Source organism: Ruegeria sp. AO1, from assembly GCF_056535985.1.
The window spans coordinates 792602-805875 of sequence record NZ_JBQFJC010000001.1 but is presented as its reverse complement, the minus strand read 5'-3'; the positions used below and the strand labels follow the sequence as shown (position 1 = coordinate 805875).

The following is a 13274-nucleotide window of genomic DNA, read 5'->3' as shown; positions in this document are numbered from 1 at the left end:
TCCAATCACAAGAAAAACCGCTCATATCCTCCTTAGTTTTATCTGACCCTGTGGACTCTGACTCAGTGGCGGGGCACATGCCGTTTCAAATGCCAAGGTCACACTGGCGCATCATCACATCGACAAGAGAATTCCGATGACAATGTTAAGCAATCTCGCCCCCATTCCCGAACTCTACGTCTCTTATGACTCGGCCCAGAAGCTAAAGGTTGAGGCTGCGGATCTGACCAGCCATGACCTGTCTCCGCGCCAGATCTGCGATCTGGAACTGCTGATGAATGGCGGCTTCAATCCGCTGAAAGGGTTCCTGTCCGAGGCCGACTACGACAACGTGGTCGAGAACATGCGTCTGGCCGACGGCACGCTGTGGCCAATGCCGATCACATTGGATGTCAGCGAAGAATTCGCCGAAAGCATCGAGCTGGGCCAGGACATTGCCCTGCGCGACCAAGAGGGCGTGATCCTCGGCACCATGACCGTGACCGACCGCTGGACCCCCGACAAATCGCGCGAGGCCGAGAAGGTCTTTGGCGCGGATGACGACGCGCACCCGGCCGTAAACTACCTGCACAACGTGGCAGGCAAGGTCTATTTGGGCGGTCCCGTTGTCGGCATTCAGCAGCCCGTTCACTATGATTTCCGTGGCCGCAGGGATACTCCGAACGAGCTGCGCGCCTATTTCCGCAAACTGGGCTGGCGCCGCATCGTTGCGTTCCAGACCCGCAACCCGCTGCATCGCGCGCATCAGGAACTGACCTTCCGCGCCGCAAAAGAGGCGCAGGCCAACCTGCTGATCCACCCGGTTGTCGGCATGACCAAACCGGGCGACGTGGACCACTTCACCCGCGTGCGCTGCTATGAGGCGGTGCTGGACAAATACCCGGCCTCGACCACCTCGATGTCGCTGATAAACCTGGCGATGCGCATGGCTGGCCCACGCGAGGCAGTCTGGCACGGCCTGATCCGCGCCAACCACGGCTGCACCCATTTCATCGTTGGCCGCGACCATGCTGGCCCCGGCAAAAACAGCCAAGGTGAAGATTTCTACGGCCCCTATGACGCGCAGGATCTGTTCCGCAAATACCAAGATGAAATCGGCGTTGAGATGGTCGACTTCAAGCACATGGTCTATGTGCAGGAACGCGCCCAGTACGAGCCGAATGACGAGATCCTCGACAAGGACAACGTAACGATCCTAAACATCTCGGGCACCGAACTGCGCCGCCGTTTGGCCGAAGGTCTGGAAATCCCCGAATGGTTCAGCTTCCCCGAGGTTGTGGCCGAGCTGCGCAAAACCAAACCGCCGCGCAGCCAACAGGGCTTTACCGTGTTCTTCACCGGCTTTTCAGGCTCGGGCAAATCCACCATTGCCAACGCGCTTATGGTCAAGCTGATGGAAATGGGCGGCCGTCCTGTGACGCTGCTGGATGGTGACATCGTGCGTAAGAACCTGTCGTCCGAGCTTGGCTTCTCGAAGGAACACCGCGATTTGAACATCCGCCGCATTGGCTATGTCGCCTCCGAGATCACCAAGAACGGCGGAATCGCCATCTGTGCGCCGATTGCTCCTTATGCGACCACTCGTCGGGCCGTGCGCGAAGAGATCGAACAGTTTGGTGCCTTCTGCGAGGTTCACGTGGCCACCAGCATCGAGGAATGCGAACGCCGCGACCGCAAGGGCCTCTATAAGCTGGCCCGTGAAGGCAAGATCAAAGAGTTCACCGGCATCTCGGACCCTTACGACGTGCCCCAGAATCCTGAACTGAGCGTCGAAACCGAGAATGTCGAGGTCGACAACTGCGCGCATCAGGTTCTGCTGAAGCTCGAGAGCATGGGCCTGATCGCTGCGAACTAGGCGGTTGAGCTAAACCAGATTGGAAACGGCCTCCGGTCACCGGCGGCCGTTTTTCGTGCAACTAAAGCGTGGCAGGGTATTCGTGTCGCAGGTTTAACCCGGAACGCTATAACGACTGAGATTGACAAAAATGCGTGGCCTTGATGCAGTCGGCCCAGTCAAGTTCTGTACGGCCAATCCAAGATGCGCTCTCTTCCTCAAATCGCCAGCTTCTGGTTTGGCTCCGATCTCAGCTGGCTTGAGGCGCTGTGCATTCAGTCCTATCTGGACCATGGCCATTCCTTCACCCTCTATGCGACTCATGACATCGCGAATATCCCAAATGGCGTCGATCTGCGGCACACGTCCGAAATACTGTGGCCCGCCCCTTTCGCGTTGCGGCCCGAAGATCGGCTGGGTGTTGCGGTCTTTTCCGACATTTTCAGGCTGAGATTGCTAGAACGTACAGATTTCATCTGGGTGGATCTGGATGCACTCTGTCTGAAGCCTTTCGATTTTGCGTCCCCTTTTGTTTTTGCCCCCTCTCAATCCGGCAAGTTTCCCAATGGGGTGCTTCGCTTGCCGCAAGAGTCTCAGACGCTTGCGCAGATGCTGGCCTTTGTCTCCTCAGCCAACCCGACCCAACCCTGGCGCGGGGCTAAGCTGCGCAGGCGCAACGAGCAGCGTATCGCGGAAGGCGAGACCTGGGGTATCGAGGCGCTGCCATGGGGATGCTCCGGCCCCAAGGCGCTGGGGCATTTTCTGTGCGAGACCGGAGAGGACATCCACGCCCTGCCTGCTGATACGTTCTACCCGCTGGCGAATGAGGCGCTTTGGAAGCTGCACGACCCGCGGATTCCGCTAAATGCAATAGAACGGGACAGGGTGCATTCCGTGCATGTCTTTGGGCATCAGAAGAAATTCATGGCGCAACAGACTGCGGGCCTGCCTGTGCGGGGCTCGTTGCTCAGCACGCTGTGTGACCGGCACGGGATTGACTCACAGGACAACCCGATCGCACCGATGGCTTGGATGGGGCTTTAGCCAGACGCGCCCGATAGCTCATGCCGCAGCGCGCGCACGGCGCGTTCTTCAAACTGACCGTAGTCTGCGGCTACGTCCTGAATCGCCTTCAGGTGCGGCAGGCGCTGGGCATAGTCTTCCTCGGATGCAGACTGTATCGCTTGCTGTATATCTGCCTGTGTCTCACACAGGATCATCCCCGAAGTGTCCATGAAATCCCCGATGTTTGGGCAGCCCCAGTAAACCGGAACGGTCGCGCACAGGATCGAGTCGATCAGTTTCTCTGAAAAGTAGTTCCGCTCTCGCACATTCTCGATCACGACCGAATAGCGATAAGGAGCTAGCCCGTCCGATTTCTGATCGAAGGGCGTGTATCCGCGCCCCATGATATCCACATCGGCTCCGGCTTCACGGATCCAATCTATCACGTCATGGCGTAGCTGATGGCCCACTAGGTCTCGCTTGGCCGAGGAGATCAGCGAACAGGATTTGACCTTCTCAGCCCGTAGCTCCTGCCAGTCCGGCACCATGGTCACGCCATAGGGCAGAAACACGGCGTTGGGCAGGTTTTCCAGCAGAACATCGTGAAAAGTGAACACCCGAAAGAACCGCCGCCATGTCAGGCGCAGCTGTCGGTCATGTTTGGCATGGATGGCCGAAGGCTCACCCATCATAAGCGAAATCCGTGCCTTCGTGCCACGCCGCAACCGCCAGTGAACCGTCGAATTGGGATACATGATTAGATGATCCGTCGGCGCGAGGTCGCCAACTGTTTTGCCCAGCAAACGATCCGGGCAGCCCTCGTGCCAGATCAGCTCGGACAGAGGCACCTCGGCTAGTTTCGAGCCCAGACGGTGCCCGTAAGGCAAAACAGCAATCGCTTGGGTCATTGGTCCGCCTCAGGCAAGTCGACCTGTCCGCGCATCAGAACGTAGCCCTGCCCTGCCACCCTGATCCCGGTCATGGCATCGCTCGGACCGACGCGCGTCACCGTTGCCTGCCCCGGTCGACCCATGTCGTGGCCCTGTTCAGCGATGAATTGGTCTTTCTCCATAAGCCCGTATTTCCAAAGATAGGCCGCCATCGCGCCCGTCGCAGAACCTGTGAAAGGGTCCTCGGGTGGGCTGGGCGGTGCCAGCAGCAGGCGTGAGAACGTATCCCCTTTTGTCGTCGCTCCCTGCAAGGTGACCAAAAACGGCTCGGCCATATCGGAACCAGAAAATCCCGCTGCTGCTGCCACCTCACGCAAAGGACCTTCGGCCAATCGCGCCGCGCGCAAAGCGTCGTGATCCTGCAACACCGTGATACAGAATGGCAACCCGGTAGAGACAAATCGCGGAGGAGAAATAATCGCGTCCTCGGGCAACGAGATCGCATTGGCGACCAGATCAGCAGGCACATAGGCTCCAAATTCCGGCGCAACCTGCGTCATCTCGATCTCATCACCGTTCAGACGAATGGCGACAAGGCCCGCCCCGGTTTCCAACGTCAGAGAGTCACCCTCAACAAGACCGCGCGACCTAAGTGCCGCGACCGTGGCGATGGTCGGATGACCGGCAAAGGGAATTTCACGGCTGGCCAGAAAATACCGCACCCGGATATCGGCAACATCCGACGGGCCGGTAAAAGTACACTCGACCAGAGAAGTTTCGCGCACATAGGCCATGCAGACCTCATCCGACAGATGGGCCGCGCTATGGACGACGGCGCAGCCATTGCCACCAAAGGCTTTGTCGGTAAAGGCATCCACCCAGTCAAAATCGAACCAGCTCATCCGGCGTTTCCTTACATGCAGATGTCATCCCGGATACAATCCGGAGTTTGTGCATGTTTCGCTGGTGTCGGGTGGAATGTCACGCGCAAACGCGTGTGGCCGGGGCCGTTCAGTGAACGGCCACCGGCGAGAGATCATGCTCGCGGGCCAATACAAAGGCCAGCTTGCGGTCGGCGACAAGCGCCAGTTGCTGCCCGTCTGAGTCATGAACGGCGTACAGCTGATCCAGATCACCCGCCTGATCGCGCAGATCGCTGGGCAGATCGGCAACCTCAACCGTTTTGACATACACGATACGGTCGCCTTCGGTGTTGATTTCAATCGGTGTGTTCATTTCTCTTACCCCTTCCGTATGTTGATTGTCTGCACCACGGTTTCCGGCACGGCGCGGGTCAGATCCACATGCAGCAGACCGTTCTCCATTATCGCCTCGCCCACCTCGACACCGTCGGCCAGCACGAACATGCGCTGGAATTGACGCGCCGCGATGCCGCGATGCAGGAAGATGCGCCCCTCGCTATCGTCGCGTTGACGGCCTCGGATCACCAGCTGGCGATCCTCGATGGTGATCGACAGATCCTCTTCCGCGAACCCGGCCACCGCCAGAGTGATGCGGTAGGAATAGTCCGACGTCTGTTCGATGTTGTAGGGCGGATATCCTTCATTGCCAGCCTTTGCAGACCGTTCCAGAAGGCGTTCCAATTGCTCGAACCCCAACAGATGCGGGTATGAGCCCAAGGTAAGTTTTGACACGTGTTCTCGTCCTTTTATGTCAAAGCGACGTTTTGGGCGGCCCCTTTCTGGCAACCGCACAAGATAGAATATGGGAAGAAACCGGGAAGTCCACAAGGTCTGGCGCGATAACGTCTTGCACACTATCTTGTTGGCGACGCACCACAACAAGCCCGAGTCGCCAATGAACGCGCCCACTGACCTTTCCATGAAAACCGACGAAGTTCTGCGTGTTGAGCTGGAGGTTTTTCGCCGTCAGCACCGTGATCTTGATGAGGCGATCGAGGCGTTACAGGCCACGGGTACATCTGACCAATTGACGATCAAACGATTGAAAAAGCAGAAACTGCGGCTGAAAGACATCATCCGCCTGATCGAGGATCGCCTGACCCCCGACATCATCGCCTGACGCATTGCCACGCATGCGGATTTGGCTATAGTGCGCGCTCTTTCGAACGGCAGGGACGCAAGCGGATGAGCGATGTGAAAGTGGGGATCATCATGGGCAGCCAATCGGATTGGCCCACGATGAAAGAAGCCGCCAATATCTTGGATGAATTGGGCATCGCGTATGAAAAACGCATCGTTTCGGCCCACCGCACCCCTGACCGCCTATGGGATTACGGCAAGACCGCTGCGTCGCGCGGTTTGCATGTGATCATCGCGGGCGCTGGCGGGGCTGCACATTTGCCCGGCATGATGGCGTCGAAAACCCGCGTGCCCGTGATCGGCGTTCCGGTTCAGACGCGGGCGTTGTCGGGCGTCGACTCACTGTATTCGATTGTCCAGATGCCGAAAGGGTTTCCTGTGGCGACCATGGCAATCGGCTCGGCCGGTGGGGCCAATGCGGGCTTGATGGCGGCTGGTATTTTGGCCTTGCAGGACAGCGCTCTGGCTGAACGGTTGGATACGTGGCGTGAGGCTCTGTCCGCCTCGATCCCGGAGGAGCCCGTTGATGAGTGACGCTCTGCAAACTGGTTCCCGGATTGGAATCCTGGGCGGAGGCCAATTGGGCCGGATGCTGTCGGTCGCTGCTTCCCGCTTGGGGTTTGTGACGCATATCTTTGAGCCGGGCGCCAACCCTCCCGCCGCTCAAGTCGCCGACCGCGTGACAACCGCGCCCTATGACGACGCCGACGCGCTGCTCGCTTTCGCCGACTCGGTCGATGTCATCACTTACGAGTTCGAGAACATCCCGACCGAGGCGTTGGACCTGCTGGAAGCGCACCGCCCAATCCGTCCGGGACGCGAGGCGCTGCGGGTCAGTCAGGACCGGCTGACCGAGAAGAATTTCCTGCAAGGTCTGGGCCTCAACACCGCGCCTTTTGCGGACGTCACCGATCTGGCAAGCCTGAATACGGCCATTGAGGAAATCGGGACACCCGCGATTCTGAAAACCCGTCGCTTTGGCTATGACGGCAAAGGCCAGGCCCGCCTGCGTGCGCCTGAAGATGCCGAGACTGCTCTGGCCGATATGGCGGGCGCGCCTGCGATCCTTGAGGGATTTGTAGACTTCTCGCACGAGGTCTCGATCATCGCGGCGCGCGGGCTGGATGGTCAGGTCGCCTGCTTTGACCCCGGTGAGAACGTCCACCGCGACGGCATCCTACACACCACAACGGTCCCCGCCCGCTTGCGCCCAGCGCAGCGCACGGATGCAGTTCTGCTCGCGGCCAACATCCTGAATGCTCTGGACTATGTGGGCGTGATGGGGGTTGAGCTGTTCGTCACACCCTCGGGCCTGATCGTGAACGAAATTGCACCTCGGGTGCATAACTCGGGCCACTGGACGCAGAATGGCTGCGCCGTCGACCAGTTCGAGCAGCACATTCGCGCCGTGGTCGGATGGCCTTTGGGAGACGGGCAGCGGCATTCGGACGTGGTGATGGAGAATCTGATTGGCGACGATATGGACCGCGTGCCGGAACTGGCGCAGGAGCGGGACGTTGCCCTACACCTGTATGGCAAGGCCGAGGTCAAGCCGGGCCGGAAGATGGGTCACTTCAACCGCATCGCGCGCTGAGGGAGATCGCGCAGTCTGCGCGATGCCTCCGGCGGAGGTATTTTTGAACAGAAGAAGATGGGGCGGTCAGGCGAAAAATCTGGCCGCGATATCGCCGGACATATGGCTGACACGCCCGCCCGCAAAGGTGGCGGCGACGCGGTGGTTTTTTGCGTCCAGGATGACGATATCGGCGCGTTGACCCGGCAGCAGCGTGCCGCGATCTTTCAGGTCGAGAACCCGCGCGGGGCCGGACGAGACCAGCGCCCAGGCCGCCGCAAAATCCAGCAACCCGCTTTTTGCCAACATCAACGCGGCGCGGCGCGGGCTGGGGTAATGGTAGTCCGAGGCCAGAGCATCACACAACCCCATCGCGATCAGGTCCAGCGCGCTGGCGTTGCCCTTATGGGAGCCTCCGCGCACCACGTTCGGTGAGCCAAGGATGATGTGATCTCCGGCCGCGTGAGCGGCTTCTGCTGCGGCGAGGGTTTCGGGGAATTCAGCGATCGAAACACCGCGTTTAAGCCATCCTGCACGGGTCTCAGGCGTGGCATCATCATGGCTGCCCAAGCGCACGCCGCTTTGGGTCAACTGAGCGCAAAGCAAGTCAAGTGCGTCAGGGACTTCATCGCTGCGGGCATGCATGGATAGCAGCATCTCAAAATGCGCATCGGGGTTACGCCCCGCTTTCAGGGCCTGCCCCGTCAGACGCGGAGGTTTACGCCCTTCGGCCAGGCGGTCATGCGGCAAGTGGTCATTGAAGACGACATAAGGCACTTGCCAATCCGCGATCTTTTCGGCCAGCCCGTCATAATCGTCCAGCATATGCGTCTCGAACCGCAATTGCGGGATCAGATCCGTGACGGTGCTGTCCTTGACCTCGGTAATCGCCTTGAACACCTGCGAGGCGAAGTCTGGCCCGCGGACCCCGCCCTCCCAGCTGTAAAACTGGGCCAGAACGCCGGTGGTGATCCCGTTGGCTGCAAGCTCGGCCTCGACCGACAGGATGCCTTCGTTCATCTGCTTCATGGCACCGCGGCGTGGGGCGATGTGACGTTCAAACCCGTCCCCATGCAGGTCGATGATGCCGGGTAGAACCAAATAGCCAGACAGATCAACCTGCCGGCCCGTCCGGTCGCCCTGCACCTCCCCTTCGGCAATTGACAAATCGGCACGCGACAACCCGGCCTCCGGCAGCAGAACCTCTGCTCCGGTCAACGTCAGTTCCAATGCGGTCATTCCGTGCGCTCCGAGTCCGGCTCCGAGCAATCCTGCCCGATACAGATCTCGTCAATTGCGTCCATCACCCCGTCAAGCCAAGTGATTTGCGGGTCGAACTTTCCGAATTCGATAAAGTGCAGTGCCTGGGCCATCACGCGGGGATTGTTCATCATGAAAGTATGCGTCACAGGCAGAACGATGTGATCCGCCATACCTTCGACCCGGGTCGTCAGGATCGACACTTTGCCATCGTCTGGCCCATCAATCATCGACGAAAAGACCGGGTTCAGAGAGTTTTCACCCGCGATCACCCCAAGCTCGAACTCTACCGGAGGCAATTGGCGCGGGATCCCCTCGGGGCCTGTGCCCAACTGCAATCCTGCCGGACCGTTGAGGTAGCCGAACACCTCCCATGCACCCAATTCATCTACCAACTGGCTGCCCTGATTAGGCGGCCCAAGCATGACAACGCGACCCAAATTCTCTGGTTCGTGATCCTGCAGCCAGTAGCGCAACAGGATGCCCCCCATGGAATGCGCCACGACATTTGCGGTGTCGTCCCCGCATTCGGCGAACGCATCGGGCAGAGTTTGCTCGGCCAGTTCCGGAATGCCCAAATCGGTCGACGGATAACCTGGGCGAATGACCGTGTAGCCATGCACCTCGAACAATTGCTCCATCACCGAAAAGGACGCCTCGGTCCGAGCCAGCCCATGCAGCAGGATCACGCATTTCGCCTGAGCCGCAGCCGGGAGCAGGAGAAAAAATATGGCAAGCAGAACTCTCATACCCGCCAGATAAGGCCTATTTCGGCTCGGGGAAAGATGTGACCTCAGGTTCTGCGCTGCACTGCCAGCGCGATCCCGCCCAAAACCAGCGCCGCGCCGATGATCAAGCGCATGCTTGCCACCTCACCCAACAGCAAAATTCCGGCAAGGATTGCGATGACAGGGACGCTCAGCTGTACGACTGCCGCGACCGAGGGAGCAAGCTGCGGCAACACGCTATACCAAAGCGCGTAGCCGAGACCCGAGGTCACGCCTCCGGAGAGAGCCGCCAGAAAATAGCCAAACCCTGTCATCTGCCATGTGCCGCCCGCCACCAGCAAGGCCATAGCCGTGACGGGCAAGGCAACAACGAAATTGGCCGCCGTGCCCTCCAACGCGTTTGGTTCGGACCGTCCGGCCAAGGAATAAGCAGCCCAACCAACCCCCGCCGCAACCATCAGTGCAGCCCCTAAGGCGTCCACCTGAACGGTCCCCGATGGCCAAAGCACGAAGGCCAACCCACCCAGCGCGACCGCTGCGCCTGCCAACTGGCGCATCGTCGGGGTCGCTCCGGTCATAGCTCCGACTGCGAACATGGTGATCTGAACGACACCAAACAGAATCAAAGCACCTAACCCAGCGTCTAGCGTCAGGTAGGCCACAGAAAAGCCAATCATATAGAGAGACAGTGACCCCGCCCCGATGATCCGACGTGGCGACCGAAGCGGCAGAACCCCGCCCTTCAAAAGAACCAATACAGTCAGAACCACCGCCCCCGCGAGAACACGGACGACGGCGAACACCGCAGGATCACTCGCCCCGCTCTCAATCGCCAGCCGGTTCAGAATCGAATTGGCCGCAAAGGCGCACATGGTCAGGGAGGTCAGAAGAAAAAGTCTCATGAAACCCGCATAGCGCGTTGCCCCCGCTTTGCACACTCAATTTCCAGCTAAGTGCAACGGCAGCCTTCTTCAGTTCAACAAAACCTCCGCCTGAGGCATGACCGCGCAGCGGGCATTCCAAACGCAAACGGGGCCGCCCCAAGGCGACCCCGCTCGTAAGCACTATGGCCTAAGCAGCTTACATCATGCCGCCCATGCCGCCCATGTCGGGCATGCCGCCGGCAGGCGCAGCGCCTTCTTTGGCGGGCTTGTCAGCAACCATTGCTTCGGTGGTGACCAGCAGACCAGCAACCGAGGCCGCATCTTCCAGAGCGGTACGGACAACTTTGGCCGGGTCGATCACGCCGAACGAGAACATGTCGCCATATTCTTCGGTCTGCGCGTTGAAGCCGAACGATACATCGCCGGATTCACGGACTTTGCCCGCAACGACCGCACCGTCTACACCTGCGTTCTCGGCGATCTGGCGCAGAGGCGCTTCGATTGCTTTGCGAACGATGTTGATACCAGCGTTCTGGTCAGCGTTTGCACCTTCCAGAGTTTCCAGTGCTTTACCGGCCTGAACCAGAGCAACACCACCGCCGACAACAACGCCTTCCTGAACGGCAGCGCGTGTTGCGTTCAGAGCATCGTCCACACGGTCCTTACGCTCTTTCACTTCAACTTCTGTCATGCCGCCAACGCGGATAACAGCAACACCGCCTGCCAGTTTGGCAACGCGCTCTTGCAGCTTCTCACGGTCGTAGTCCGACGAGGTCTCTTCGATCTGAGTGCGGATCTGAGCAACGCGCGCTTCGATCTCGGCTTTCTCGCCAGCACCGTCGACGATGGTGGTTTCGTCTTTGGTGATTTCGATCTTCTTGGCGGTGCCCAGCATGTCCATGGTCACGGACTCGAGCTTCATGCCCAGATCTTCGCTGATGACCTGACCGCCGGTCAGGATTGCGATGTCCTGCAACATGGCTTTACGGCGATCGCCGAAGCCCGGTGCTTTGACAGCAGCAATTTTCAGGCCGCCGCGCAGTTTGTTGACAACCAGAGTCGCCAGCGCTTCACCTTCAACATCCTCAGCGATGATCAGCAGAGGCTTCTGCGACTGGATCACCTGCTCGAGCAGCGGAACCATCGGCTGCAGCGAGGACAGTTTCTTTTCGTGCAGCAGGATCATGCAGTCGTCGAGTTCTGCGATCATCTTGTCTGCGTTGGTCACGAAGTAAGGCGACAGGTAGCCACGGTCGAACTGCATACCTTCGACAACATCGGTCTCGGTTTCCAGACCTTTGTTTTCTTCGACAGTGATAACACCTTCGTTGCCAACCTTCTGCATCGCGTCTGCGATCTGCTGGCCGATTTCGGCTTCGCCGTTGGCCGAGATGGTGCCAACCTGAGCAACTTCTGCCGAGTCTTTGACTTCACGCGACGCGTCTTTGATGCCAGCAACAACCTTGGCCGTTGCCAGGTCGATGCCGCGCTTCAGGTCCATCGGGTTCAGGCCAGCAGCAACCTGCTTCAGACCTTCGCGAACGATGGCTTGGGCCAGCACGGTTGCGGTGGTGGTGCCGTCACCGGCTTCGTCATTGGTGCGGCTGGCGACTTCTTTCACCATCTGCGCGCCCATGTTTTCGAACTTGTCTTCCAGTTCGATTTCCTTGGCAACTGAAACACCGTCTTTGGTGATGCGCGGTGCGCCGAAGGATTTGTCCAGAACCACGTTGCGGCCTTTGGGGCCCAGGGTCACTTTAACAGCATCAGCTAGGATGTTCACACCTGCCAGCATGCGGTTACGGGCATCGGTGTCGAACTTGACGTCCTTTGCAGCCATGTCGTTTCTCCTTGAGAAATAAGTTGTAAATGAAGATCAGAGTGAAGCGCGGCGGCTTACTCGATGATCCCCATGATGTCGCTTTCTTTCATCATCAGCAGCTCTTCGCCGTCGACCTGAACCTCGGTGCCCGACCATTTGCCGAACAGGATCTTGTCGCCAGCTTTGACCGCCATTGCGATCAGCTCGCCGCTGTCCTTGCGTGCGCCTTCGCCGGTTGCGACGACTTCGCCTTCGCTGGGCTTTTCTTTTGCGCTGTCAGGAATGATCAGGCCGCCTGCGGTTTTCTCTTCGCTTTCTGTACGGCGAACCAGCACACGGTCATGAAGCGGTTTCAATGCCATCTTTGCAGCTCCTTGGGCTCAAAGTTTATCTATCCTCCCCTCGCCGACTGGCGAGGCGTTAGCACTCAAGGGTAGAGAGTGATAACGACGCATAGCTAGGGGGTGCAAATCCCCGAGTCAACAAGCTGTGATGGATTTTTTTCGACCCAGACCCTCAATCAGGCTGGTCCCAACTATAGGCCCAGTGCTTCAAGCCCTCCTGCCCCGCATCCGTCAGGGCATAAACACCTTTTTCAACCTTGTCGAACCAGCCATAGTGATTGGTGCGCATCAGCCGAGTGGCTTCGGCTACGCCTGTCGACTTCGCGACCTCGGCCCCTTTGCAGGCGCCATGTTCGGCAAGATGTGCCGCGCATTTCAAAGCATCCTGACGATAAGCGGTTACAATGCCGTGCCGTGTTGCGCCGCCAGAGTTCGGGTCGCCTTGCAGCCGATCAAACTCTCGCAGCATCCTGCCTGCCTTGACCTTGTTCTTGCGCGGAGCGTAGGGGCCAGGATCGCAATGCACCTCGACAGCTCCGTCCGCGCGCACGGTGATCAGGCCCAAGCCCAACCTGCGGCAGAGCGCCAGATTATCCCGCAACGCTCGACGCGCAGTGCGTCCGGTTGGCTTGCTGACCCCCAGATAGACCTGATCCGTGATCCTGAGCCGCGCGACAGCCTGGTGGAACAAAGCCAGCGAAAAGCGCAGCTTCAACTCGACGATCACCGGCTCGGACCCGTCGCGCAAGGCCATGATGTCGGCTGCGCCAACCTCACCTTTCACGGTATAGCCCTGCCTCTCGAACAATGCCTTGATAGGGGGATAAAGATCCTGCTCGCGCTCCATGGCCCAATGCTATGCGTTTCGTGT

15 protein-coding genes are annotated in these 13274 nt (G+C 59.2%); 5 read left to right on the top strand and 10 right to left on the bottom strand.

Going from position 1 to position 13274, the window contains the following annotated elements; all coding sequences use genetic code 11:
• Positions 1 to 136: 136 nt before the first annotated feature.
• The gene (locus ACR3FB_RS03875) at positions 137 to 1855 is read left to right on the top strand and encodes a bifunctional sulfate adenylyltransferase/adenylylsulfate kinase (protein WP_480537737.1); all 1719 of its coding nucleotides are present in this window, start codon (positions 137 to 139) and stop codon (positions 1853 to 1855) included.
• A 183-nt stretch (positions 1856 to 2038) separates the two neighbouring features.
• Positions 2039 to 2878, top strand: a complete 840-nt coding sequence (locus ACR3FB_RS03870; protein WP_480564280.1) for a hypothetical protein — start codon at positions 2039 to 2041, stop codon at positions 2876 to 2878.
• Here ACR3FB_RS03870 and ACR3FB_RS03865 read toward each other — a convergent pair.
• The 4 genes from ACR3FB_RS03865 to ACR3FB_RS03850 all read right to left on the bottom strand — a co-directional run bounded on the left by ACR3FB_RS03865 (position 2875) and on the right by ACR3FB_RS03850 (position 5384).
• A complete protein-coding gene (locus tag ACR3FB_RS03865) occupies positions 2875 to 3747 on the bottom strand; it encodes a hypothetical protein (RefSeq protein WP_480564277.1) in 873 nt (290 codons plus the stop codon). The genes ACR3FB_RS03870 and ACR3FB_RS03865 overlap by 4 nt on opposite strands.
• Positions 3744 to 4631 carry a PhzF family phenazine biosynthesis protein gene (locus ACR3FB_RS03860; protein ID WP_480564274.1) on the bottom strand — a complete coding sequence of 296 codons (888 nt, stop codon included), beginning with the start codon at positions 4629 to 4631 and terminating at the stop codon, positions 3744 to 3746. The genes ACR3FB_RS03865 and ACR3FB_RS03860 overlap by 4 nt, the downstream gene beginning before the upstream one ends.
• 109 nt (positions 4632 to 4740) lie before the next feature.
• Positions 4741 to 4965 carry a DUF1150 family protein gene (locus ACR3FB_RS03855; protein WP_170374662.1) on the bottom strand — a complete coding sequence of 75 codons (225 nt, stop codon included), beginning with the start codon at positions 4963 to 4965 and terminating at the stop codon, positions 4741 to 4743.
• A gap of 5 nt (positions 4966 to 4970) precedes the next feature.
• Complete coding sequence (locus ACR3FB_RS03850; RefSeq protein ID WP_170374660.1) at positions 4971 to 5384, bottom strand: Hsp20 family protein; 414 nt, start codon at positions 5382 to 5384, stop codon at positions 4971 to 4973.
• Between the two features lie 163 nt (positions 5385 to 5547).
• On the opposite strand from ACR3FB_RS03850, the gene ACR3FB_RS03845 reads away from it, so the two are divergent.
• The 3 genes from ACR3FB_RS03845 (at position 5548) to ACR3FB_RS03835 (ending at position 7386) form a co-directional block, all read left to right on the top strand.
• Entirely contained in the window at positions 5548 to 5772 is a 225-nt protein-coding gene (locus ACR3FB_RS03845; protein WP_037308505.1) for a YdcH family protein, read from the top strand.
• Between the two features lie 65 nt (positions 5773 to 5837).
• Positions 5838 to 6326, top strand: coding sequence for a 5-(carboxyamino)imidazole ribonucleotide mutase (purE, locus tag ACR3FB_RS03840; protein ID WP_170662228.1), 489 nt, complete (start codon positions 5838 to 5840; stop codon positions 6324 to 6326).
• Positions 6319 to 7386 carry a 5-(carboxyamino)imidazole ribonucleotide synthase gene (locus tag ACR3FB_RS03835; protein WP_480564270.1) on the top strand — a complete coding sequence of 356 codons (1068 nt, stop codon included), beginning with the start codon at positions 6319 to 6321 and terminating at the stop codon, positions 7384 to 7386. The genes purE and ACR3FB_RS03835 overlap by 8 nt, the downstream gene beginning before the upstream one ends.
• A 66-nt stretch (positions 7387 to 7452) precedes the next feature.
• Here ACR3FB_RS03835 and ACR3FB_RS03830 read toward each other — a convergent pair whose 3' ends face one another.
• The 6 genes from ACR3FB_RS03830 to ACR3FB_RS03805 all read right to left on the bottom strand — a co-directional run bounded on the left by ACR3FB_RS03830 (position 7453) and on the right by ACR3FB_RS03805 (position 13250).
• Complete coding sequence (locus tag ACR3FB_RS03830) at positions 7453 to 8604, bottom strand: alpha-D-ribose 1-methylphosphonate 5-triphosphate diphosphatase (protein WP_480564267.1); 1152 nt, start codon at positions 8602 to 8604, stop codon at positions 7453 to 7455.
• The gene (locus tag ACR3FB_RS03825) at positions 8601 to 9374 is read right to left on the bottom strand and encodes an alpha/beta fold hydrolase (protein WP_480564264.1); all 774 of its coding nucleotides are present in this window, start codon (positions 9372 to 9374) and stop codon (positions 8601 to 8603) included. Before ACR3FB_RS03825 ends, ACR3FB_RS03830 begins: the two co-directional genes overlap by 4 nt.
• Positions 9375 to 9418: 44 nt before the next feature.
• Positions 9419 to 10255 (bottom strand): DMT family transporter, encoded by an 837-nt coding sequence (locus ACR3FB_RS03820; RefSeq protein ID WP_480564262.1) that lies wholly within the window; start codon positions 10253 to 10255, stop codon positions 9419 to 9421.
• Between the two features lie 178 nt (positions 10256 to 10433).
• A complete protein-coding gene (gene groL / locus ACR3FB_RS03815; RefSeq protein ID WP_170374649.1) occupies positions 10434 to 12077 on the bottom strand; it encodes a chaperonin GroEL in 1644 nt (547 codons plus the stop codon).
• A gap of 56 nt (positions 12078 to 12133) precedes the next feature.
• Complete coding sequence (gene groES, locus ACR3FB_RS03810) at positions 12134 to 12421, bottom strand: co-chaperone GroES (protein WP_170352338.1); 288 nt, start codon at positions 12419 to 12421, stop codon at positions 12134 to 12136.
• 154 nt (positions 12422 to 12575) lie between these two features.
• Positions 12576 to 13250: a DUF2161 domain-containing phosphodiesterase gene (locus ACR3FB_RS03805; protein WP_170555856.1), complete on the bottom strand. Its 675-nt coding sequence runs from the start codon at positions 13248 to 13250 to the stop codon at positions 12576 to 12578.
• Between the last annotated feature and the right edge of the window lie 24 nt (positions 13251 to 13274).